Annotated in this window: 18 protein-coding genes and 1 rRNA gene; 10 read left to right on the top strand and 9 right to left on the bottom strand. The window is 60.4% G+C overall.

The features are described from left to right. Positions 1-208 precede the first annotated feature (208 nt). A 5S ribosomal RNA gene (rrf, locus tag KGA85_RS11065) occupies positions 209-324 on the top strand. Between the two features lie 232 nt (positions 325-556). Beyond that, complete coding sequence (mrdA, locus tag KGA85_RS11060) at positions 557-2,449, top strand: penicillin-binding protein 2 (protein WP_223531946.1); 1,893 nt, start codon at positions 557-559, stop codon at positions 2,447-2,449. 12 nt (positions 2,450-2,461) lie between these two features. On the opposite strand, the gene KGA85_RS11055 is transcribed toward mrdA, so the two are convergent. Continuing rightward, positions 2,462-3,421 (bottom strand): LysR family transcriptional regulator, encoded by a 960-nt coding sequence (locus KGA85_RS11055; RefSeq protein WP_223543111.1) that lies wholly within the window; start codon positions 3,419-3,421, stop codon positions 2,462-2,464. A 154-nt stretch (positions 3,422-3,575) separates the two neighbouring features. Here KGA85_RS11055 and KGA85_RS11050 point away from each other — a divergent pair, with 154 nt between their 5' ends. The 3 genes from KGA85_RS11050 to KGA85_RS11040 are packed head-to-tail and all read left to right on the top strand — an operon-like array spanning position 3,576 to position 6,555. Then, positions 3,576-4,877, top strand: a complete 1,302-nt coding sequence (locus tag KGA85_RS11050) for an MFS transporter (RefSeq protein ID WP_223543110.1) — start codon at positions 3,576-3,578, stop codon at positions 4,875-4,877. Further along, positions 4,874-5,629, top strand: a complete 756-nt coding sequence (locus KGA85_RS11045; protein WP_223543109.1) for a class II aldolase/adducin family protein — start codon at positions 4,874-4,876, stop codon at positions 5,627-5,629. The genes KGA85_RS11050 and KGA85_RS11045 overlap by 4 nt, the downstream gene beginning before the upstream one ends. Further along, on the top strand, positions 5,626-6,555 hold the full coding sequence (locus KGA85_RS11040; protein ID WP_223543108.1) for a 2-hydroxyacid dehydrogenase: 930 nt from the start codon (positions 5,626-5,628) through the stop codon (positions 6,553-6,555). The genes KGA85_RS11045 and KGA85_RS11040 overlap by 4 nt, the downstream gene beginning before the upstream one ends. 179 nt (positions 6,556-6,734) lie before the next feature. Here the strand turns inward: KGA85_RS11040 and KGA85_RS11035 are convergent, their stop codons facing one another. The 8 genes from KGA85_RS11035 to KGA85_RS11000 are packed head-to-tail and all read right to left on the bottom strand — an operon-like array spanning position 6,735 to position 15,738. Continuing rightward, a complete protein-coding gene (locus KGA85_RS11035; protein ID WP_223454647.1) occupies positions 6,735-7,865 on the bottom strand; it encodes a glycosyltransferase family 4 protein in 1,131 nt (376 codons plus the stop codon). Continuing rightward, positions 7,866-8,996: a glycosyltransferase family 4 protein gene (locus KGA85_RS11030; protein WP_223454645.1), complete on the bottom strand. Its 1,131-nt coding sequence runs from the start codon at positions 8,994-8,996 to the stop codon at positions 7,866-7,868. Beyond that, positions 8,980-10,356, bottom strand: coding sequence for a glycosyltransferase family 4 protein (locus KGA85_RS11025; RefSeq protein ID WP_223531941.1), 1,377 nt, complete (start codon positions 10,354-10,356; stop codon positions 8,980-8,982). Before KGA85_RS11025 ends, KGA85_RS11030 begins: the two co-directional genes overlap by 17 nt. Then, positions 10,353-11,612, bottom strand: coding sequence for an ABC transporter ATP-binding protein (locus KGA85_RS11020; protein ID WP_223454641.1), 1,260 nt, complete (start codon positions 11,610-11,612; stop codon positions 10,353-10,355). Before KGA85_RS11020 ends, KGA85_RS11025 begins: the two co-directional genes overlap by 4 nt. Beyond that, on the bottom strand, positions 11,612-12,409 hold the full coding sequence (locus tag KGA85_RS11015) for an ABC transporter permease (RefSeq protein ID WP_223454639.1): 798 nt from the start codon (positions 12,407-12,409) through the stop codon (positions 11,612-11,614). Before KGA85_RS11015 ends, KGA85_RS11020 begins: the two co-directional genes overlap by 1 nt. Then, on the bottom strand, positions 12,410-13,852 hold the full coding sequence (locus KGA85_RS11010) for a mannose-1-phosphate guanylyltransferase/mannose-6-phosphate isomerase (protein WP_223454637.1): 1,443 nt from the start codon (positions 13,850-13,852) through the stop codon (positions 12,410-12,412). Between the two features lie 3 nt (positions 13,853-13,855). Beyond that, positions 13,856-14,827 (bottom strand): GDP-mannose 4,6-dehydratase, encoded by a 972-nt coding sequence (gene gmd, locus KGA85_RS11005; RefSeq protein WP_223454635.1) that lies wholly within the window; start codon positions 14,825-14,827, stop codon positions 13,856-13,858. Further along, positions 14,824-15,738 carry a GDP-mannose 4,6-dehydratase gene (locus KGA85_RS11000; RefSeq protein ID WP_223454633.1) on the bottom strand — a complete coding sequence of 305 codons (915 nt, stop codon included), beginning with the start codon at positions 15,736-15,738 and terminating at the stop codon, positions 14,824-14,826. Before KGA85_RS11000 ends, gmd begins: the two co-directional genes overlap by 4 nt. A 425-nt stretch (positions 15,739-16,163) precedes the next feature. Here KGA85_RS11000 and KGA85_RS10995 point away from each other — a divergent pair, with 425 nt between their 5' ends. From KGA85_RS10995 to KGA85_RS10975, 5 genes are read left to right on the top strand one after another with little or no spacing between them, the layout of a single operon-like run. Continuing rightward, the gene (locus KGA85_RS10995; protein WP_223543107.1) at positions 16,164-17,795 is read left to right on the top strand and encodes a glycosyltransferase; all 1,632 of its coding nucleotides are present in this window, start codon (positions 16,164-16,166) and stop codon (positions 17,793-17,795) included. Continuing rightward, a complete protein-coding gene (locus KGA85_RS10990; protein ID WP_223454629.1) occupies positions 17,789-19,093 on the top strand; it encodes a glycosyltransferase in 1,305 nt (434 codons plus the stop codon). The genes KGA85_RS10995 and KGA85_RS10990 overlap by 7 nt, the downstream gene beginning before the upstream one ends. Beyond that, entirely contained in the window at positions 19,090-19,956 is an 867-nt protein-coding gene (locus tag KGA85_RS10985; RefSeq protein WP_223454627.1) for a class I SAM-dependent methyltransferase, read from the top strand. The genes KGA85_RS10990 and KGA85_RS10985 overlap by 4 nt, the downstream gene beginning before the upstream one ends. Further along, entirely contained in the window at positions 19,953-21,110 is a 1,158-nt protein-coding gene (locus KGA85_RS10980; RefSeq protein ID WP_223454625.1) for an acyltransferase family protein, read from the top strand. Before KGA85_RS10985 ends, KGA85_RS10980 begins: the two co-directional genes overlap by 4 nt. After that, on the top strand, positions 21,104-21,937 hold the full coding sequence (locus KGA85_RS10975) for a class I SAM-dependent methyltransferase (RefSeq protein WP_223454623.1): 834 nt from the start codon (positions 21,104-21,106) through the stop codon (positions 21,935-21,937). The genes KGA85_RS10980 and KGA85_RS10975 overlap by 7 nt, the downstream gene beginning before the upstream one ends. Positions 21,938-21,986: the final 49 nt, after the last annotated feature.

Genomic DNA, 21,986 nt, shown 5'->3' with positions numbered 1-21,986 from the left:
TTGAGCTAACCAATACTAATTGCCCGTGAGGCTTGACCATATAACACCCAAGCAATTTGATGCTCCTAGTTGAAGAAACGAAAGAGACCAGATTGCGGTGTGTGAAGACGAAAGAACCGAAAGTTCGAGATACTCACAAAACACCAAACTATCACATACCCAATTTGCTGAAGCGAGGCCAACCGGTCACGACTCAGTACCCGAATTTCTTGACGACCATAGAGCGTTGGAACCACCTGATCCCATCCCGAACTCAGCAGTGAAACGATGCATCGCCGATGGTAGTGTGGGGTTTCCCCATGTGAGAGTAGGTCATCGTCAAGATTAAATTCCGAAACCCCTATCTGCGTATGCAGGTAGGGGTTTTGTTTTTTTCCGCAGGAAAGTTCGTACAGCAACAGCTCGTGTCTCGTTTTGGTTCTCAAAAGGACGTCCTTAGAGGAAATCGGGCTAAAGTGACCGCACGGTTTTTGCTATGGTGCAGCTCGTTTTTTAACGGACTGATTTCAAGCCTACGGATCGGCGCGTCCTTCATAGTCAAAGAGTTGCTGTAGAAATGCCCGAACCGATACCCATCAAGGACCACGAGAAAGAGACACGGCTGGTCAATAAAAGGCTGATGGCCTGCGGCTTGTTCGTTGCCGCTGTCACCTGTGCGCTGGTAGTGCGCATGTATGTCCTGCAAGTAGTCGAGTTCGACTATCACTCGACCATCTCCGAAAACAATCGCGTACATGTCCTGCCGATTACACCGCCCCGCGGGTTGATCTATGACCGCAACGGCGTACTCCTCGCAGACAACCGTCCCAGCTACAACCTGACCATCACCCGCGAACGTGCTTGCGATGTAAACGAAGAGCTGGACGAGGTAGTCAATCTCCTGCACTTGCCCGCTGAAGACCGCTCGCAGTTCGACAAGGCGATGAAGCAGGCGCGTCACCCCTTCGTACCCGTGACGCTGTTCTATGAGTTGAGCGAAGAGCAGATCGCGGTTCTGGCGGTAAACGAATTCCGCTTGCCGGGCCTGGATGTCGAGCCGCAGTTCGTTCGACACTATCCGTTGGGCGAGCACTTCGCTCATTCGGTCGGCTACGTCGGACGTATCAACGAGAAAGAGTCAAAGGCTCTGGATACGGTCGAGTACCGAGGTACCCAATCCATCGGCAAGACCGGGATCGAAAAATTCTACGAGACGCAACTGCACGGTCATGTCGGTTATGAGGAAGTCGAAACCAATGCCCAGGGCCGCGTGCTGCGAGTGCTCAAGCACACTGACCCGGTGCCCGGCGAAAACATTGTCCTGAGCCTCGACGTCAAGCTTCAGGAAGCCGCCGAACAAGCCCTGGGTGATCGCCGTGGTTCGGTGGTCGCGCTGGATCCGTCGACCGGTGAAGTGCTGGCCATGGTCAGCAACCCGAGTTTCGATCCGAATCTGTTCGTCACCGGTATCAGCTCCAAGGAGTACTCGACGCTACGGGACTCCATCGACCGACCGCTGTTCAACCGTGTGCTGCGCGGTCTCTATGCGCCGGGTTCGACCATCAAGCCGGAAGTGGCAATCGCCGGCCTCGATGCCGGTGTCGTCACGCCACAGACCCGTGTGTTCGACCCCGGTTATTACCAACTGCCGGATTTCGATCACAAGTACCGCAACTGGAACCACAGCGGCGACGGCTGGGTGGATATGGATGCGGCGATCATGCGTTCCAACGACACCTACTTCTATGACCTGGCACACAAGCTTGGTATCGATCGCCTGCACGACTACATGGCCATGTTCGGACTGGGTGAGAAAGTCTCCCTGGACATGAATGAAGAATCCCCCGGCCTGATGCCATCCCAAGCCTGGAAGCGTGCCACCCGTCGCCAGGCCTGGTTCCCGGGCGAGACGGTCATTCTCGGCATCGGCCAGGGCTACATGCAGGTCACGCCGCTGCAGTTGGCCCAGGCCACGGCGCTGATTGCCAACAAAGGCGTGTGGAATCGCCCGCACCTGGCGAAAACCGTGGACGGTGTCGCGCCGGTGGATGAACATCCGATGCCGAACATTCTGCTCAAGGACCCTCGCGACTGGGAGCAGGTCAACCATGGCATGCAGATGGTGATGCACGATGCCCGCGGGATTGCCCGGGCCGCAGCGGCGGGGGCGCAGTACCGTATTGCCGGCAAGAGTGGTACTGCGCAAGTGGTGGCGATCAAGCAGGGCGAACGTTACAACCGGGAGAAAACCCGCGAGCGTAACCGCGACAATGCCTTGTTCGTCGGTTTCGCCCCGGCCGAGCACCCGAAGATCGTGATTTCGGTGATGATCGAAAACGGCGAGGCCGGTGGTCGCGTCGCCGGCCCGGTCGTGCGGGAGATCATGGACGCCTGGCTACTCGATCAGGACGGGCACCTCAAGCCGCAGTACGCAGCGCCGAGCAAGGCACCGGGCGATCCTCACGTCTGAACCCTCCTGGCTTCACAGCACAGGCTCACGGATGCTGAGCATGTGCTGGAAGCTCTCTAGGAACACCGTTTCGGCCTGGCTCATCTTCTGTTCGCGATTCCACAACAGCTGGATATCGAAATCCACCACCCCGTCTTCCGGTGGCAAGCGCCAGAGCAGACCTTGCTCGACATCCCGGCGCACCAGATGGGTGGGCAAGGCGCCGATGCCGTAACCTGCGCAGATCAGGCGGTAAATTTCTTCGAAACTGGTGGAAGAGGCGACGATTTTGCCGGTGAAACCTTGCTGGTCGCGGAACAGCGTCAGGGGTGAAAGATTGCCGCCCAATTGATCGCTGGTGAAGCTGACAAAATTTTCCGCCGCCAGTTGGTTCAGGGTCAGGTTCTCTTGCCCGAACAGCCGGTGACGCTGGCCACAAAAGTAAGCATACGTCTCTCGAAACAATACCCGTTGTTCCAGCCGCGGCTGTGGCAAGCGGCACAGGCCAACTCCGATGGTCGCAGTCTTTTGCAGCAGCGAACTGATGATGTTCGAACTGCCCATCACCTCGACTTCCAGCTCGATTTTCGGATGGGTTTCATGGAAATCCGCGAGGAAATCATCGTAATGCCGCGCCTGCACACCGCTGACGGTGAGGATGCGGATCTTGCCCACCACGTCGTCGTGACGGCTCTCCACCACCGTCCCCAGGCGTGAAATGTCCCCATAGATATCCGCCGCTATGCGTAGGACTTCTTCCCCGGTTTCCGTCAGGTCAAAGCGTCGCCCACTGCGGGCAATCAACACGCATTCCAGTTGTTCTTCCAGTCGTTTCAGCGCCTGGCTGACTGCCGACTGGGTGATGTGCAGTCGCGCGGCGGCGCGGCTCATGCTGCCTTCCTGGCCGATGACCAGATAGGTGCGCAGCAGGTTCCAGTCGAGGCGGTCATTGAGAAAGCGCCGGCCGACCCACGGGTTGGAAATGGAAGGCATAAAACCTCATGCAGTAGCAGTGCTAATAGTAAAGATAAGGATTTGAAAATTGACTAATCCTGGCATGGAAGCGATAAAGCCCACAAGCGCCATAGAGTGCACCGTCATCAGCCTTAACACCTGCCCAAAAACTATAAGTACACAGGGTCCTTGCATGCACACTACTCCCCAACCGCGCCGAGCCGCGGCCGCTGCCTTCATTGGCACGACCATCGAGTTCTACGACTTCTACATCTACGCCACCGCGGCGGCGCTGGTCCTTGGGCAAGTGTTCTTCCCCAGCAGCGACCCGGTCATGAGTACCCTCGCGGCGTTCGGCAGTTTCGCTGTCGGGTTTATTGCGCGGCCGATGGCCGGGATGGTGTTCGGTCATCTGGGCGATCGTCTCGGGCGCAAGAAGATGCTGTTGGTGACCATGGCCTTGATGGGCATCGCCACCGCGGGTATTGGCCTGTTGCCGAGCTATGCCAGCGCCGGCATCTGGGCGCCCATTGGCCTGATCGTGCTGCGTTTGATCCAGGGCATTTCGGTCGGTGGCGAGTGGGGTGGGGCGGTGTTGATGGCCAGCGAGCATGCGCCGGCCAAGCGCAAGACCTTCTATGCCTCGTTCGCGCAACTGGGCAGCCCGGCCGGATTGTTGCTGGCACTGATCGCTTTCCGACTGGTGACGTCCCTTGAGCCTGAGGAGTTCCTCGCCTGGGGTTGGCGCCTGCCGTTCCTCGCCAGCGGCGTGTTGATGATGGTCGGCCTGTTGATCCGCTCCGGCGTTCACGAGTCGCCGGAATTCGCCAAGGCCAGGGACAACAACGAGACCGCCAAATACCCTGTGATGGAGGTGATCCGCACCTGCTGGCGGCAGATCCTGTTCGCCGCTGCTGCCGTGACCATCGGCTCGGCCGGGTTCTTCTTCACCAACACCTTCATGATCACCTATGTCACCCAATACCAGGGCATTGCCCGTTCGACGATTCTCGATTGCCTGTTTCTGGTGACCGTCATCCAGTTGCTCTCGCAACCGCTCTCGGCGCTGATCGCCGAACGTATCGGCGAAGGTCGTTTTCTCAAATGGGTCGCGCTACTGTGCATGGTCACGCCATATCCGATGTTCCTGCTGGTAGGCACGCAGGACATTGTGTTCATGACAGCCGGCATTGCCCTGGCGGTGGTGATTCTCTCGGCGCTGTACGCGGTGATCGCTGGCTACATGACCCAGGCCTTCCCGGTGCACCTGCGCTACTCGGGCATTTCCATCGCCTACCAATTGGCTTGCGCCGTGGCCGGCGGCACCACGCCGCTGATCGGCACCCTGCTGGCCAGCAAGTTTTCCGGACAATGGTTGCCGCTGGCGGTGTTCTTCACCTTGCTCTCGGCCCTGTCCCTGATCGGTGTTTGCGGCCTGGCCCGCCTGCGCGCCAACCCGGTCGTCACCCACGCTGCTAAAGAGGTGTATTCGTGAGTAAACCTGCACACATCGACCCGGTTGAATGGCAAGCCCGTTGTGAACTGGCTGCGCTGTATCGACTGGTCGCACACTTTCGCATGACCGACCTGATCGACACCCACATCACCCTGCGGATTCCGGGGCCTGAGCATCATTTTCTGATCAACCGCTACGGGGTGATCTTCGACCGCATGCGCGCCTCGGACCTGGTGCGCATCGACCAGGATGGGCGGGTGGTCGACCCGGAGTACACAGGCCATCGGGTCAACGCCGCCGGCTTCGTGATTCACTCGGCGATCCACATGGCGCGTCCGGACTTGAACTGTGTGGTCCACACCCACACGGCGGCCGGCATGGCGGTCGCGGCGCAGAAGCAGGGCTTGCTGCCGATCACTCAGCACGCGCTAAAGTTCTACGGCAAGCTGGCCTATCACACCTACGAAGGCATCGCGCTGTCGCTGGATGAGCGCGAGCGGTTGATTGCCGATCTCGGCCCGCACCGGGCGATGATCCTGCGCAACCACGGATTGCTGGTGGGTGGTTCGGGCGTGGCCCAGGCGTTTCAGGAAATCCACTTTCTGGAGCGCGCCTGTCAGGCCCAGGTGCAGGCGCTGGCCGGTGGTTCCGCTTTGCATTACCCGTCGCCGGAAGTGTGCGGGCACACCGCCGAACAGTTTGACCGTGATGAGCAGGACAACATCATCGACCTGGCCTGGGAGGCCGCCCTGACCCTGATCGAATCCCAGCGCGAGTCCTATCTGTCATGAACACTGTGGTTCTGCTGTCTCGCGACACCTTGCTGCTCAAGCAGTTGCAGGCGGCGTTTGCCCGCAGTGCGCCGCAACTCACTGCCGTGCTGGCCGATGATCCCCGGGCCGCCAATGCGCAGATGGCGGCGTGCTGGTTTCCCTTGCCGGGCAGTCTCGGCGCGTTGCCGAACCTGCAGGTGATTCACTCGGTGGCCGCCGGTATCGATCACCTCGATCACGATCCGTCATGCCCGGACCTGCCGGTTTGCCGTGTGGTCGACCCGGGCCATCGCCAAGGCATGACCGAGTACGTGCGCTGGGCGGTGATTCACTATCACCGCGGTTTCGATCAGGTGTTGGCGCAACAGCGGGAGCAACGCTGGGAGCGGCCGCTGCAACGGGCGGCGGAGCAGTTCAAGGTCGGAGTAATGGGGCTCGGATCGCTGGGCAGCGCGATTGCTCTGGACCTGGTCGCGGCAGGTTACGACGTGCGCGGCTGGTCACGGCGCGGCAAGGACTTGCCGGGTGTGCGCACCTTCGCCGGGGCTGATGCGTTGCATCCGTTTCTCGACGGCGTCGAGTTGTTGATCAACCTGTTGCCCCTCACCCGCGAAACCCGCAGGATTCTCGGACGAGCCACTTTCGAGCAGCTCGCCAACGGCGCGGCACTGGTCAACTGTGGCCGGGGCGGTCATTTGAACATCGATGACCTCGAACAGGCCTTGGCGAGCGGGCAATTGCGCGGCGCCTTGCTGGATGTCTTCGAACAGGAACCGCTGCCGGTCGATAGCCGGCTCTGGACAATGCCCGGTGTGACCATCACCCCGCACATGGCTTCAGCGGCCTCCCATGACTGTATTGCCGAGCAAGTGGCGGAGAACTTTCGTCGATTGAGTCGCGGCGAACCGTTATTGAACTGTGCCGACCGATTGCTCGGTTATTAAACGTAACGTCAATCCACCTATAAGTTGTGCCTTGCAAACTCGCCCACCTGGTTGGGCGAGCCATAACAACAACCTTCGCCTCAACCGTTTTACTGCCAGTCAAAACAAGCAGGCCGTCACGCTCCAACCGTCGAATCCAAAGCCGGCAACCACAAGACGCTTGAAGAATGGATGAAGCCTCATGCGTAGGTGAGGGCTTTTTCTTCCAGCAGTTCCTCATACAAGGACGCCCATTTGCGACCCATTTCGTCCGCGGTGAACAGATTTTGATAGCGGGCCTGCGCCTTCTCGCCCATTTGCGCCGCCAGCACCGGGTTTTCCCAAAGCGTACGCATCGCCTCACGAAATGCCGATGGATTGCTCGGCGGCACCACGAACCCGGTCTCGTTATGGATGTTGATGTAACTGGTGCCGGTGCCAATTTCACTGGAGATCATCGGTTTGCCATACATCGCGCCTTCCAGCAGTGAAATGCCAAAGGCTTCGGAGCGCAGGTGCGATGGGAACACGATGGCGTAGCTCAGTTGCAGCAGCGCCACTTTGTCCTCGTCCCCCAGACGCCCGAGGAAGTGAACATTGCGTAAACCCAAGGCAGCCGCCTGGGCATGCAGTTCTACTTCCAGTGGGCCGGCACCGACAATCACCGTCGGGTAATCCAGGTCCTTCAGGGCGTCGAGCAGGATGTGCAAACCTTTGTAGTAGCGCATCACACCGACAAACAGAAAAAACTTGTCGCCGAGTTGTTGTCGCCAGTGGGCCGTTCGATCACTGTCAGGCTGTGGGTAACCTGCCTTGTTCAGTCCATAGGGAATCACTCGGGTCTTGTCCTGAAACTGTTGCAGCACATCACTGGTGTGCAGGTAATTGGGTGATGCTGCGACGATCCGGTCGGCGCTGTGCAGAAAGCGATTCATCAGCGGCCGGTAAAGTTTGAGCAGCTGTTTCTGGCGGATAATGTCCGAGTGGTACGTCACCACGCTGGGTTTGTTCAGGCCGCTGGTGAAATGTACCAGGTCCATGAACGGCCATGGAAAGTGGTAATTGACCACGTCGGCCTCGGCTGCCAGCTCGCGAAACTGTTTGAAGACGCTCCAGGAAAACCCGGTGGAGGCGAACTGAATGTCGAGCCTGGCTCGATGGACTTCATGTTGGGCGATCTGCATCACCGGCGGTGTCGGATCGGCACTGAGTGTCAGCACCTTGCCTTCAACGCCGTGCAGGGCACCGCTTTCGCACAACTGGAAAATCACTTGTTCGATCCCGCCGACCGAGTCAGGCAGGTACGTCTTGAAAAAATGAAGAACTCGCATTCAACCTCCCATTGCCTGGCGGTAAGCGCTGGCCGTGACTTGCGCGCAGCGTTCCCAGGTAAAAAGCCTTGCCTGTAGCAATCCGGCCTCTCGGCATGCCTGCCAATGCGCTAGATCCTCGATCAGACGACTCATTGCATCGCACAAGCCGTCGGTTTCATCCGGTTCAACATAGTTACCTGCAGAGCCTGCCACTTCGGGCATGGCCGAACGTCTGGTCAGAATGACCGGTGTGCCGCAGGCCATGGCCTCCAGCACCGGCAGGCCAAAACCTTCGTAAAGCGATGGAAAAATCAATGCCCGGGCACCGGCCAGTAGCTGTGCAACGTGCTCGTCAGGCAGATAGCCGAGCAAACAGACATGACCGCAGGACAGGGCCTGGTGCAATTCTTCGCTGAACTGCTCGCGCTGCCAGCCGGCCATGCCGACGATCAGCAATGGAAAACGCTGACGGACTGATTCCGGCAATCGGGCATGGGCGCGCAGGGCGAGGGACAGATTCTTGCGCGGTTCCAGGGTACCGACACAGAGGAAGTATTCCCGCGCTACGACGCCATGGGTCTTGAGTACGGCGTCGATAGCCTCAGGGGACCGCGGGCGAAAACGCGCGGCTACACCCAGCGGTGCGACGACAAATCGCTCGGCCGGTAATCCGAAATGCGCCTGGGCTTCGTCAGCAATGTATTGCGAGACGGTAAGAATCAGGCTTGCCTGTCGCACGCCGTCGGCCACGCGCCGTTCGATTTCTCGCAAGCGCGCCGGTGGCTGCGTTTGCGGATAGTGCAGGTGAGTCAGGTCATGCAGGGTGATGACGGTCGGGCCGTCGAACGACAGCGGCCACAAACTTGGTTCGTGGTAAAGGTCGATGGCTTGCCCGCGGCCTTGATCGAAGCGTTTCTGCTCCAGCCACCGTCGGGCCTGATAGGCCCCCGGAATTTGCCGCAGCAATGGTGTCAGTCGGGAATAACCGGGCATGGCCGCTTCAGGCAGCACAGCACTCCAGCCCCAGCCATGAAACAGCGCCAGTTCAATATCCGGCTCACCCGCCAGGGCGTTCGCCAGTTCGGCGACGTAGTGGCCGATGCCGGTGCGCGGGGCCTGGAGGATGCGGGCGTTAAGGGCAATGCGCATGCTGACTCTCAGGCACCTTCGCATCGCTGTGCAGGTTGCGCTGGATGCGTCCGACCAGTTGCGCACTCGCCTCGCGCCAGCTCAGCCAACGCCAGTTATCCAGGTTGAGGGGGGCGGGAAATGCGCCGCCGCTTTCCATGTCGGTGACCAGGTCGGCCAGGTTCTGCGGGTCGGCGAGGTCGAAATACGCCATGTACCCGCCACCGATTTCGCGGAACACCGGGATGTCGCTGGCCATTGCCGGCAGGCCTCGCTGCATGGCTTCCACCAGCGGCAAACCGAACCCTTCGACGTAGGAGGGGAACACCAGCGATGTCGCGTGGCAATAGGCGTGTTCCAGGCTCTTGTCCGAGAGTGTGTTGAGCATGAACAAGCGCTGGTTCAATTGTGGATGCTGGCGGATACGCTCGATCAGCGCCTCGCACTTCCAGCCAATCTTGCCGACGATGCACAACCGGGCTTTGGACCCGGCCGCCCAGGCGCGCTCGAACGCGTCCAGCAGATACGCATGGTTCTTGCGCGGCTCGATGGTGCTGACCATCAGAAACACAGGGTCCGGCGTCTTGAACATCTGCAGCAGCCCCGGGTCGACGGCGGACCGGGCATCGGTCAGGTCGAGTTCGGAGCCGAGGTGAAAGTAGTCGAACCAGCGTTGCTGCACCTGCGTGGAGCCGATCCTGCGGGTCATCTCCTGGCGAACCTGGTCGCGGATGGTGGTCGAGATCGCCACGTAACCATCGGCGGTGCGGGCGATCCAGTCGAACCATTCGTTGAACACCTTCACCAATCCTGCGTCGCAGAACTGCGGGTGGGTCAGGGGAATCAGGTCGTAGACGACCGAAATGATGCCAACCCCGTCACGCTTGAGTTGCTCGGCCAGGGGGAAGAAGTTGGCGTGCCAGGACGAATCCAGCAGCACCAGTTGATCGCCGGCGCGATGCTGCAACGGCACGCAGCGCTCGGGAACCTTCTGGCCCTTGAGTGCCCGATCGAGCAGGCGCATCGGCAGGCTCAGGCAGGCGAACGCGGTGAGGCGACAACCGACATAAAGCACCCGGCGGGCGAACTTCGATGTGCTGAAAGGACGGCGCCGCTCCAGTGCGCGATGGCGCAGCCAGTACAGATTGGCGAACTGTTCCAGCTTCACCCGCAGGCTCACCAGGTCCACTTTGACGGTCGGCAAGGGCGCCAGGCTTTTCACCTCGAACAACGCGCCATTGAGCATCACCACCGGAATGCATTCACGCTGGGTGTCTGCGGCCGGCAATTGCTGAATAACATTACGAACGACCCGTTGAATGCCCGAGTTGGCATCCGGGTGTTCGAAGACGTAGGTACATTCCACCAACAGTCTGGTCATCGTATTTCTCCAATGGATTCCACCCGACTCTCACTGGAACGGGTCACGCTGGTCTGTGCTTCGAGCCAGGAGCAGCCTACGAAGTCCTCCTGGCGATTGTTGATCACGTGGAAGACCAGCCCGTAGTCACGCCATTCGAAATTGCGATCCAGGTGCGAATCCAGCCGCGACAGGCTCAGGGCCACCGAATAGTTGCCCTTGCCCAGGCGCATGTCGAAGGCAAAACGGTAGGTGATGCGTTCGCCGGCACTCAGGTCGGTGAGGGCTTTGTCGACCCGGTGGGTATTGATGCCGTACATGGGCTGCCCGAGGCGATCCTTGATCATGAAACCGAGAATCAGCCGTTCGATGTCCTGGCGTACCTCGACCTGCACTTCCAGGACCATCGCTTGACCGACTTCAGCCACCTCCACCGAACGGCCCTTGGGGTCAAGCAGGCGGACACTGAGAATGCCCGCTTCGCCTGTCCCGGAAATGGTTTGCACCTGCCCGTTGGCGAGCATTTCCTGGCGCACCGTCTGGCCCTCGCGCTGGGCGAGCATGGCGTTGTAGTAGTCCATCACTTCTTCGGGCTTGCCGCGCATGGCCATGCGCCCGTTTTCCAGGAGGATGGCGGTGTCGCAGATCGACTGGATTGCCGAGCGGTCATGGGACACGATCAGCAATGTGGTGCCGGCCTTGCGGAAGTTGCGGATGCGATCAAAGCTTTTGTGCTGGAAGTAGGCGTCACCTACGGACAGCGCTTCATCGACGATCAGGATGTCGGGCCGCCGCGCGGTGGCCACGCTGAACGCCAGGCGCATCTGCATGCCGCTGGAATAGGTGCGAACCGGATGGTCGATGGCCTCGCCGATTTCGGCGAAGCTCTCGATCTGCGGCATCAGTGCTTCGATTTCTTCTACCTGCATGCCGAGCAACTGCCCGGCCATGAAGGTGTTCTGCCGACCGGTGAAGTCCGGGTGGAAGCCCATGCCAAGCTCCAGCAGCGCCGCCACGCGACCTTGCAGCCGGATGTTGCCGCAGGTGGGCTGGGTGGTGCCGGTGATCATCTTCAACAGCGTGCTTTTGCCGGCTCCGTTGACCCCGACGATGCCCACGGCTTCGCCCGGCTGAATCTCGAAATCGACCCCTTGCAGCACCCAGTGCAGTTGATGTCGGGTGCGGGAAAACGGTACCAGCCATTCGAACAGCCGGCTCCAGCGATTCGGGTACTGCTTGTAGGCCTTGCCCAGGCCACTGACACGTATATGTCCCATCAGAGCTCGTCCACCATTTCACCGACACGCTGGCGGAACAGCCGCAGCGCCATCCCACAGAACAACAGGCCGATCACCAGCAACGGCACCAGCGAGTTCCAGTCTGGCCATTGGTTGTAGAGAAACAGGTTCTGGTAGCTGTTCATCAGCGCCGTCATCGGGTTCAGCTCGATAAAGCGCTGGATACCCGGCGGCAGGATCGACAACGGATAAACGATCGGCGTCAGCCAGAACCAGAATTGCAGGCAGATGCCGAAAAACTGCCCGACGTCGCGAAAGAACACATTGAGCACGCCCAGAATCATCCCCAGCCCCGCGGCGAAGATCACTTGCAGGACCAGCAACGGCAACAGCGCCAGCAACGCCAAGCCGGGCAGCCGCCCGCTGATCAGCAGGAAACCGAGGAACAACCCCAGGATGATCGCGAAATTGATCCCGGCATTGAGCAGCACGATGACCGGCAGGCAGATGCGCGGGAAGCTGATTTTTTTCAGCAGGTTGGCGTTTTCCAGGAACATGCTCTGGCTGCGCGTCGTGATCTCGGCGAACAGTCCCCAGGTCAGCAGGCCGGCGCACAGGTAGACGCTGTAGGCCAGCCCGTCATCCACGCCCGGCAAGCGGGCGCGCATGATGGTGGAGAAGATCACTGTGTAGACCAGGATCATCGACAGCGGATTGAGTACGGTCCACAAGGCACCGAACAGCGAGTTGCGATAACGCGCCTGAAACTCCCGTTTGACACTGCCGAAGATGAAACCCCGGTAACTCCACAGCGATTGATAAAGATTGCGCAGCATTCAAACCGTCCTGCCGTATTGATCTTCGAAGCGGACGATGTCGTCCTCTCCCAGGTATTCGCCGCTTTGCACTTCGATGATCACAAGGTCTATCACGCCGGGATTCTCCAGGCGATGCTTGTGACCGGCGGCAATGAAGGTCGACTCGTTCTTGGCCACCAGATGAGTGCCGGTGCCATTGTTGGTGACCTTGGCCATGCCTTCGACCACCACCCAGTGTTCATTGCGATGGTGGTGCATCTGCAGCGACAACTTGGCGCCGGGCTTGACCACGATGCGTTTGATCTTGAAGCGCGGGCCTTCCTCCAGCACGGTGTAGGTGCCCCATGGCCGGCTGACCGTACGGTGCAGGCGATAGGCTTCGTGCTCTTTGTCCTTGAGTTGCCTGGCCACCCGGCGCACATCCTGGGCGCGGTCGGCGTGGGCCACCAGCACCGCGTCGGCGGTGTCGACGATGATCAGGTTGTCCACACCCACGGTCGCGACCAGACGGTTTTCGCTCTGGACGAAGTTGTTGTGGCTGTCGATGAAAATCGACTCGCCGACGGCGCGGTTGTTTTGTGCATCCGCCGGTACCAGCGCGGCCACCGCACCCCAGGAACCGATGTCACTCCAGTCGAAACGGGCCGGCACGACGACCACCTTGTCGGAGCGTTCCATCAACGCGTAGTCGATGGAAATATCCATGATTTCGCCAAACAGGGCCAGCGACAGTTCCTGTTGCAGGCTCCCCGCGTTTTCCACCGCAGCGCTGGCGGCCATGCAGGTCTGCGTCTGCTCCAGCAGGGCGGGAGCATGGATTTGCAGTTCGGCCAGCAGGCTGGCGACCGAGAAGCAGAACATCCCGGAGTTCCACAGGAAGTTGCCGCTTTCCACGTAATGCGTCGCGGTTTGCAGGTCGGGTTTTTCGACGAAGCGCCGCACGCTGGCAGCGCCTTTATCGTCCAGCGATGTGCCGGCTTCAATGTAGCCAAAACCGGTTTCCGCAGCGGTCGGCACGACACCGAAGGTCACCAGGTGACCGCGCCTGGCCAATGTCACGGCATGCTCGACAGCGTCCTTCAGCGCGTCGACATTGACGATCAGGTGGTCGGCGGGCATGACCAGCATGATCGCGTCGTCACCATGCAGGGCCTGCAGGGAGAGGGCGGCGGCGGCAATGGCCGGTGCCGTATTGCGCCCCGTCGGCTCCAGCAGGAAGTGCCCGCGATGACGGCCCAGGTGCGCGTCCCGAAAGTGATCCTTGCTCTGGAAGTAGTACTCGCGGTTGGTCACCGTGACGATATCGCCCCAGCCGTCGAGCAACTCCGCGGCACGCCGATAGGTCTTGCCCAGCAGCGACTGGCCGTCAGGCAAGGCCATGAACGGTTTGGGATGGCCTTCACGCGACACCGGCCACAACCTGGTCCCGGCACCGCCGGAAAGAATCACGGGAATCAGCATGGCCTACTCCTTGGCGACGCGTTTCATGTCCGCATCCATCATCATGCGGATCAAGGTATCCAGATCGGCTTTTGGTTTCCAGCCGAGCACACGCTGGGCCTTGGCCGGGTTGCCGAGCAGCACTTCGACTTCGGCCGGGCGGAAGAACGCCGGGTCGATCTTCACGTAATCGCGGTAGCTCAGGCCCACATGATCGAAGGCGATCCGGCACATCTCGCGCACGGTGGTGGTGACGCCGGTGGCCACCACGAAGTCGTCGGGTTTGTCCTGTTGCAGCATCAGCCACATGGCTTCGACGTAGTCCCCGGCAAAGCCCCAGTCGCGCTTGGCGTCGATGTTGCCCAGACGCAGTTCCTGCTGCTTGCCCTGCTTGATGCGGGCGGCGGCGTCGGTGACTTTGCGCGTCACGAACTCGATGCCGCGCAGCGGTGATTCATGGTTGAACAGAATGCCGCTGCTGGCGTGCAGGTTGAAGCTTTCGCGGTAGTTCACGGTGATCCAGTGGCCGTACAACTTGGCCACGCCATAAGGGCTGCGCGGATAGAAGGGTGTGTTCTCGTCCTGCTGCTCGGCCTGGATCAGGCCGAACATTTCGCTGGTGGACGCCTGGTAGAAACGCGTATGCGGGCTGAACTGACGGATTGCTTCGAGCAGGTGGGTAACGCCCAGGCCGTCGACGATGCCAGTGGTCACCGGTTGATCCCAGGAGGCCGCGACAAAACTTTGCGCGGCGAGGTTGTAGACCTCGTCCGGAGCCGACTTGATCACCGCGCGCTGCACTGAACAGGCATCGGCCATGTCGCCGTCCAGGTAGACGATGTCCGCCTCGATCCCCATCTCACGCAGACGCCAGCGTGAGTCGCTGCTGCGACGCGCCACCAGGCCGTGGACTTTGTAGCCCTTGTCGAGCAACAGTTTGGCCAGATATGCGCCATCCTGGCCGGTGATACCTGTGATCAATGCACTTTTAGTCATTCTTGTCGTACTCGCTTCTCCCAGTCGGACAGGATCGCCCGCAGGGATTGTTGTGTTGTGATTTCAGACTTCCATTCGGTGGTTTGGGTCAGCCTGGCAGGGCTGCCACACACACGATGCTGATCCGCGCGGCGAAGTCGCGCAGGGTCCTGGACCAGTTGCAGGTCGACCTGGGCAAGATCTACCAGTTGTTCGATCAAACTGCGAATGCTCTGCTCGCGTCCCGAGCAAATGTTGTAGACCTGCCCCGGCGTACCTTTCTCCAGCAATGCCAGGTAGGCCGAGACCACGTCCCCGACATCAAGGAAGTCGCGCGTGACGTCGATGTCCCCGACCTCCAGTTGTGGCCCTTGCAGGCCTTGCTTGATCCGGCAGATCTGACGTGCGGCGCTGGCGATGACGAAGCAGTCTTTCTGCCCGGTTCCGATGTGGTTGAACGGGCGGGCGACCAGTACGGGCCAGTCTTCACTCAGGCCCCATTGCAGGCTCAGGAACTCTGCCGACAGTTTGCTCACGGCGTATGGGTTGCGCGGGCAGGGTGGCTGCAATTCAGTGATGGGCAAATCGGCTTCAGTGACCTGGCCATAGACATCACCGGAGCTGACGTACAGAAACGTGCCGGTGAAGCCGCGCGCCTTGAGGGCTTGCAGCAGGTTCAGGGTGCCCAGCAGATTGATGTTCAGGGTGCGCGCCGGATCACGAAAGGCCTCCGGAACGAACGTCTGGCCCGCCAGGTGAATCACTGCATCGGGCATTTCCGGCCACAAGCCTTCGAGGCTCTCCGGTACACCGAGATCGTATTGGCAAGGCACTGGCAGAAGCGCCCATTCCGAGGCATCAGCCTGCATGCGCGATTGGATGTGTTGTCCTACGAATCCAGTCAGACCCGTGACAAACAGACGCTTTTTCAAACAGCGACCCCTTGGTCATACATTTCATCCATTCCAACAGAATTAATGGAGGGGTCTCGCGAATCAACAGGATCGCTCGCAAAGACAGGTGAAATGTTTTGTTGTAGTTGTTTGGTAGCCAATTTGTGCCATTTGTTCGGCAATTTCAACAAGTCCAAACGTGACTGATCAGTTCTCGTCAGCGTGGCCCGATTTATTCTCACCGGGCGGTTCACGAACCCTCGATGGATGTGTTTAGAATGCCCCTCGTCACGATGATCCAGGGTTCGGCAGCGTCGCTTCGAAACTGCGAGAAACTGACCACTAAAACAAGAACGAAGACGGGCAGCAAGACAATGGACGAGCGCCAGTGAACACTGGCTCGAACCCTGTCCTCCCCGTCATAGCGTGAGGCTGCCGGAATGGCGGCGTCACCGTGGAGTGCCATGAATTTTATTCTTTACTCCGACGTCAACGACAGCTCCATCAGCCAGAGCCTCGGTCGTCCCGAATACAGTTACTACTTCGTGCTCAAGGCGTATCGACCGCTCTTTGAAAGCCTCGGGCCGGTGCATGTGGTGTCATCGGCCGCGGAGGTCGATCCGCTGTATCGGCAGTTGCAGCAGGCCGGTCAGGACTGCTTGTTCATTTCGTTCGCGCCACCGCACAAGACTCCCACCGACTTGCAATGCCCGATGGTGTGCGTGGTCGCCTGGGAATTCGACACCATTCCCGCCGAGCACTGGGATAACGATCCGCGTCAAGACTGGAGCCAGACACTGGCACGTCTGGGGCGGGTGATCACCTTGTCCACCCACACCGCCGAAGCCATCCGCCGGACCTTGGGCGAGGACTTCCCGGTGCTGGTGCTGCCGACGCCTTTGTGGGAACGTTTCGCCGACATTCGCCAGCAATATCCCGGTTCACCGGTGAACGCGGGTGCCACACTGCAGATCAAGGGTTGCATCCTGGACAGTCGCTCGATGGGGTTGTCCGCCGATGGCTTGATCGCACCGCTCATCGAGCAACCGCCGCAGGAAATCGTCGAACCTGAACCTGAACCTGAACCTGAACCTGAACCTGAACCTGAACCGCCGTTGCCGCCGTTGACCCTGCGTCGACGCCTCTTCATTACCAGGCATTACCTGCTGTTGTGGTATCGCGAAGCCGTTCGCGATCTGGTGCCGGATGCCGTTCGCCCATGGCTGGCCAGATTTCGGACGCCTCAACCGTTGCCGGTTGAACCCGCAGTCAGCGAAGCGCCCGTGGCGGATGAACCTGCCATCAGCGAAGTCCCTGTGGCGGATGAACCTGTCGTCAGCGAAGCCTCCGCGCAGGACGAGCATCCACAAGCGGCTTTCCCCGACACCAGCCAAACGGTCGAAATCGAGGTCGATGGCGTCATCTACGTGAGCGTGTTCAACCCTGATGATGGTCGCAAGAACTGGCACCACCTGATCACGGCGTTCTGCTGGGCGCTGGGTGATGTGCAAGACGCCACGCTCGTGTTGAAGATGACCCAGAACGACCTGTCGACCTATTACGTCGAACTCATCACCTTGCTGTCCCAGCTCTCGCCCTTCGCCTGTCGCGTGGTGGTCATGCACGGTTATCTGCAGGACGAGCAGTTCGCCCGGCTCTATGGTGCGGCGAGTTACTACGTCAACGCTTCACGCTGCGAAGGCCTGTGCCTGCCACTGATGGAGTTCATGTCCTGTGCCCGGCCGGTCATCGCCCCGAATCACACGGCGATGCGCGACTACATCGACGAGCGTGTGGCCTTCGTCGTCAAGTCCAGCCAGGAGCCGACGATCTGGCCGGAAGACGCGCGCATCCTGTACCGCACCTTGCGCCACCGTCCGGACTGGGGTTCGTTGAAAATAGCTTATGAGAACAGCTACGCGATGGCAAAGAACCAGCCGGACGCCTGGCAGGTCATGGCGGATGCGGCCAGCGAACGCATGCACCAGTACTGCAGCTTCGCGCCAGTGCAGCAGCGACTGGCGCTGTTCTTCAAACAGGAACCTGTCCGTGACGTCGTGCCGGTGGTTGCCGAAACGGGGGCTGCATCGTGCTGATCATCATTCATTCGGAAACCAACAAGAGCAACATCCAGCAGAACCTGGGACGGCCCGAGTACAGCTATTACTTCGTCCTCAAGGAGTTCCGCCCGGTGCTCGAACGGCTGGGGCAGGTGATCGAGGTCAGCAACCCGGACGAGTTGGTCGATCGGCTGTATTTCGATTGCCTGAGCCGGGGCGAAGACTGTGTGTTCCTGTCCTTTTCTCCGCCGCATCGCACGCCGGTCCACTACGCGTGCCCGACGATTCCGGTGTTCGCCTGGGAGTTCAGCACCATTCCCACCGAGAGCTGGCAGGGCGAACCACGGCATGACTGGCGGACGGTGTTGGGCTCCAGCGGGACGGCGATCACCCACTCCAGTTTTACCGTGAATGCCGTACGCGATGTGATGGGCCCAGATTACCCGATCAGCGCGATTGCGGCGCCTGTCTGGGACCGTTTTGCCGCCCGTGGCGGGCTTCTGGACAAGCGTCCGGTCGTGGGCCCCACGCGTCTGAACCTGCGCGGGCTGTTGATCGACAGTCGCACCGCGGACTTGCGCCCCTACGGCCCCGAACGCTTGCGCGAGGGCACGCCGATCGCCTTCGACCAACCGCCGCGCGACTGTGAGCTGCTGCTCGAGGGCGTGGTCTACACCTCGGTGTTCAATCCCTACGACGGACGCAAGAACTGGAAGGACATGATCAGTGCGTTCTGCACCGCCTTTCGCGACACGCCCGACGCGACCCTGGTGCTCAAGCTCACGCACCATGACATCGCCAATGCGCTGAACGACATGCTGCACCACGTCTACAAGAATCAGTCCTATCAGTGCCGCATCGTGCTGGTCCACGGCTATCTGTCCGACATCGACTACGAGCGCCTGGTCGAGGCCACCAGTTACGTCGTCAACTGCTCCTACGGCGAAGGGCAATGCCTGCCGTTGATGGAGTTCATGTCCTGCGGCAAGCCGGCGATTGCGCCGCTGAACACCGCCATGGCCGACTACATCGACCGTGACAACGCGTTTATCGTCGACAGTACCGACGAACTGACATCCTGGCCCCACGATCCTCGCGCAGCGTATCGTACCTTGCGTTACGTTACGGATTGGGACTCGCTGTGTACGGCTTTTTCCGCCAGCCATGACGTCGCCAGACAGGACGTCGAACGCTATCAACGGATGTCGGCCCATGCCGTGGGCAGCCTGCAGGGATTCTGCAGCCAGGCCGTTGCCGAGCAGCGCCTGAAGGCGGTGTTCGAGCAGTTGCTGGAACGGCGTGAAGCAAACTGCGCACAAGCGTCGGGCACATGATTCGGCGCCTGCTTGCGAAGTTGCGGCCCGCACCGGTAGAGGTCGCCCAGCCAGAAACGCGGGTATCGCCCAGGGATATCGGTTTATACGACGCCCTGCTCGACGGCTGGTTTCTCGGCGACAGCGGCGAATTGCTCAAAGGGTTTGCCATTACCGCCGACGACACCTTGCTGGATGTTGGCTGCGGCGAAGGGGTCGCGACCTTGTTTGCGGTGCGTCAAGGCGCGTCGGTGATCTTCACCGACAGTGAGCACGACAAGGTCCGCGACCTGGCGCGGCAAGTGCAAGCGCAGTCGGATAAAGCGAATCTCGGTCTGGTCAGCAACAGCCTGCCGCTGCCTCTGGCCGATGGTTGCGCGAGCAAAGTCGTGTGCATGGAAGTGCTCGAACACATCGATCAACCAGAACCCTTCATGGCGGAACTCGTGCGCATGGGCCGCCCCGGCGCGCTGTACCTGCTGAGCGTGCCATCCCCGGTGGGCGAGCATTTGCAGAAAGGCATCGCCCCGGCCAGCTATTTTCAGTCGCCCAATCACGTGCAGATTTTCAGCCCCGAGCGATTCGCCGCGCTGGTGGAAGACGCGGGGCTGGTCATCGAGCATCGCCAGGCATCCGGGTTTTTCTGGGTCATGGGCATGATTTTTTTCTGGGCCAGTGAGCGGGCTGCCGGGCGTGAATTGGGTGGGGCGGTTCGCGACCGGATTCAGGCGCCGTATCCGCCGCTGATGGAGAGCTGGGCGAAAACCTGGCAGGACTTGCTGGCCCAGCCCGACGGGTTGGCGATCAAGCAGATGCTGGATCAGTTCATGCCCAAGAGCCAGGTGATCATTGCTCGCAAACCTCATGTCCAGGAGGGCGCATGAGCAACGAAAAACGGATCATGGACATCGAGTTGCTGCGCGGCATTGCGGTGCTCGGCGTGCTGTTTCATCACCTGCAGGACAGCCTGTTCGCAGCAGCTGTGCCATTGCTGCAGACCATCACGCTGTACAGCCAGCCGTGGTGGGGCGTGGATCTGTTCTTCGCGATCTCGGGCTTCGTCATTGCCCGCAGCCTGATCCCGGCCTTGCGCCGCTGCACCACGCGTCAGGAGTATTGGCAACAGACGCGCAATTTCTGGTTGCGCCGGGCCTTTCGTTTACTGCCGTCGGCCTGGTTATGGCTGGCGCTGATGTTGCTGGCATGCCTTTTTCTCAATCGCTCCGGCGCGTTCGGCACCCTGCACGCGAACATTCAGGCGACCCTGGCCGGCGTCGCCCAGTACGCCAATTTCCGCTTTGCCGACAGTTTTTATCGCTACGAGTACGGCACCAGTTTCGTGTACTGGAGCCTGTCGCTGGAGGAGCAGTTCTACCTGCTGTTTCCGCTGATGATCGTGTTGTTTCGCAAGCACCTGGTGTGGGCGTTGCTGGCGCTGGTTGCGCTGCAATTGTTGACCTTGCGCACGCCGATCCTGATGGTGGTGCGCACCGACGCGCTGGCCCTTGGCGTGCTGTTGGCGATGTGGAGCGTACAGCCTTCGTACCGGCGCTGGGAGCCGACTTTCCTGCGTCGCCCCTGGGCCGGCTTGTCGGCATTGGTCGGGGTTTCACTGGTGCTCGGTTTCATGGCGACGGACCGTTTCACCTTTACCCATTACCGAATCGGTGTGATTGCGCTGTTGTGTGCGCTTCTGGTGTGGATCGCTTCCTACAACCGCGATTACCTGATGCCCAAGGGAATGTTCAAGAGCCTGATGACCTGGGTCGGCAGCCGCTCCTACGGGATCTACCTGATCCACATTCCGGCCTATCTGTTGGTCCGCGAATTCACCTTCCGCTTGCAGGAGGCCAACCTGCCGAACCCGGCGGGTCATCCTGTGCCGACGTTGCTCATTGCATTCGGCTTGATCGCCCTGTTGAGCGAACTGAACCACCGCTTCATCGAAATGCCCATGCGCCAGCGCGGTGCCTCGCTGGTACAACGCCTGACCCCGTCCCGTATTGCCGTCTCATCCTCTGGAGCCACCTCATGCTGAGCCTTTTGAAGAAACTCACGGCGGGCACGCCCGCGCCTGTGCAGCCAGAGACACCGCCAGCGGCGCCAGTGGCGGAGAAAGTCGACCCCTACATGCTCGGCCTGCACGATGCGATGCTCAGCGGCTGGTTCAATCAGCAAACCGGCGAACTGTTCACCGGATTCCCGGTGACCCCCGAGGACACACTGCTGGATGTCGGCTGTGGCGACGGCGGCAACGTGCATTTCTGCGGGATGCGCGGGGCGAAGATCATCATCGCCGATATCGACGCGGCCAAGGTCGAAGCGACCCGCCAGCGCCTGGGCGATACACCGGCCCGCGACGTCGAATGCCATGTCACCGACTGCAACCCGCTGCCGATAGCCGATGCGACCGCCACGCGGGTGGTGTCGACCGAAGTCATCGAACACGTGGACGATCCGGCGCAGTTCCTCGCTGAACTGGTGCGCGTCGGCAAACCGGGCGCGTTGTATCTGCTCAGCGTCCCGCATCCCAGCTCCGAAGACCTGCAGAAAGATATCGCGGCGGCCGAGTATTTCCAGAAGCCCAACCACATCCGCATCATCAGCGAGGAGCAGTTCAAGGCCATGGTCAGCGATGCCGGCCTGGAAGTGATCAGCCACAGCCAGTACGGATTCTACTGGTCGATGTGGATGCTGTTGTTCTGGGAAGCCAAGGTCGATTTCAGCAACCCGGACCATCCGTTGCTCAACCACTGGGCGGATACCTGGCAGGCGATCCTGGCTTCGCCACGGGGCACGCAGATCAAGCAGGCGCTGGATGCGGTGGTGGCGAAAAGTCAGGTGATCATTGCGCGCAAACCCTGATTAGTTAGCTGTGTGAGCGACGGTCTTCACCAGGCCGTCCGGCACCGCC

It is taken from the genome of Pseudomonas sp. GL-B-12 (assembly GCF_019955895.1).
Lineage (GTDB): Bacteria > Pseudomonadota > Gammaproteobacteria > Pseudomonadales > Pseudomonadaceae > Aquipseudomonas.
The sequence above is the reverse complement of the archived record's forward strand: the minus strand, read 5'-3'. Positions and strand labels throughout refer to the sequence as shown.

Excerpts from the sequence above, each read along its gene's own strand:
- mrdA (WP_223531946.1), top strand. The coding sequence starts at position 557 with ATGCCCGAACCGATACCCATCAAGGACCACGAGAAAGAGACACGGCTG.
- KGA85_RS11055 (WP_223543111.1), bottom strand. The coding sequence starts at position 3,421 with ATGCCTTCCATTTCCAACCCGTGGGTCGGCCGGCGCTTTCTCAATGAC.
- KGA85_RS11050 (WP_223543110.1), top strand. The coding sequence starts at position 3,576 with ATGCACACTACTCCCCAACCGCGCCGAGCCGCGGCCGCTGCCTTCATT.
- KGA85_RS11040 (WP_223543108.1), top strand. The coding sequence starts at position 5,626 with ATGAACACTGTGGTTCTGCTGTCTCGCGACACCTTGCTGCTCAAGCAG.
- KGA85_RS11035 (WP_223454647.1), bottom strand. The coding sequence starts at position 7,865 with ATGCGAGTTCTTCATTTTTTCAAGACGTACCTGCCTGACTCGGTCGGC.
- KGA85_RS11030 (WP_223454645.1), bottom strand. The coding sequence starts at position 8,996 with ATGCGCATTGCCCTTAACGCCCGCATCCTCCAGGCCCCGCGCACCGGC.
- KGA85_RS11025 (WP_223531941.1), bottom strand. The coding sequence starts at position 10,356 with ATGACCAGACTGTTGGTGGAATGTACCTACGTCTTCGAACACCCGGAT.
- KGA85_RS11020 (WP_223454641.1), bottom strand. The coding sequence starts at position 11,612 with ATGGGACATATACGTGTCAGTGGCCTGGGCAAGGCCTACAAGCAGTAC.
- KGA85_RS11015 (WP_223454639.1), bottom strand. The coding sequence starts at position 12,409 with ATGCTGCGCAATCTTTATCAATCGCTGTGGAGTTACCGGGGTTTCATC.
- KGA85_RS11010 (WP_223454637.1), bottom strand. The coding sequence starts at position 13,852 with ATGCTGATTCCCGTGATTCTTTCCGGCGGTGCCGGGACCAGGTTGTGG.
- gmd (WP_223454635.1), bottom strand. The coding sequence starts at position 14,827 with ATGACTAAAAGTGCATTGATCACAGGTATCACCGGCCAGGATGGCGCA.
- KGA85_RS10995 (WP_223543107.1), top strand. The coding sequence starts at position 16,164 with ATGAATTTTATTCTTTACTCCGACGTCAACGACAGCTCCATCAGCCAG.
- KGA85_RS10985 (WP_223454627.1), top strand. The coding sequence starts at position 19,090 with ATGATTCGGCGCCTGCTTGCGAAGTTGCGGCCCGCACCGGTAGAGGTC.
- KGA85_RS10980 (WP_223454625.1), top strand. The coding sequence starts at position 19,953 with ATGAGCAACGAAAAACGGATCATGGACATCGAGTTGCTGCGCGGCATT.
- KGA85_RS10975 (WP_223454623.1), top strand. The coding sequence starts at position 21,104 with ATGCTGAGCCTTTTGAAGAAACTCACGGCGGGCACGCCCGCGCCTGTG.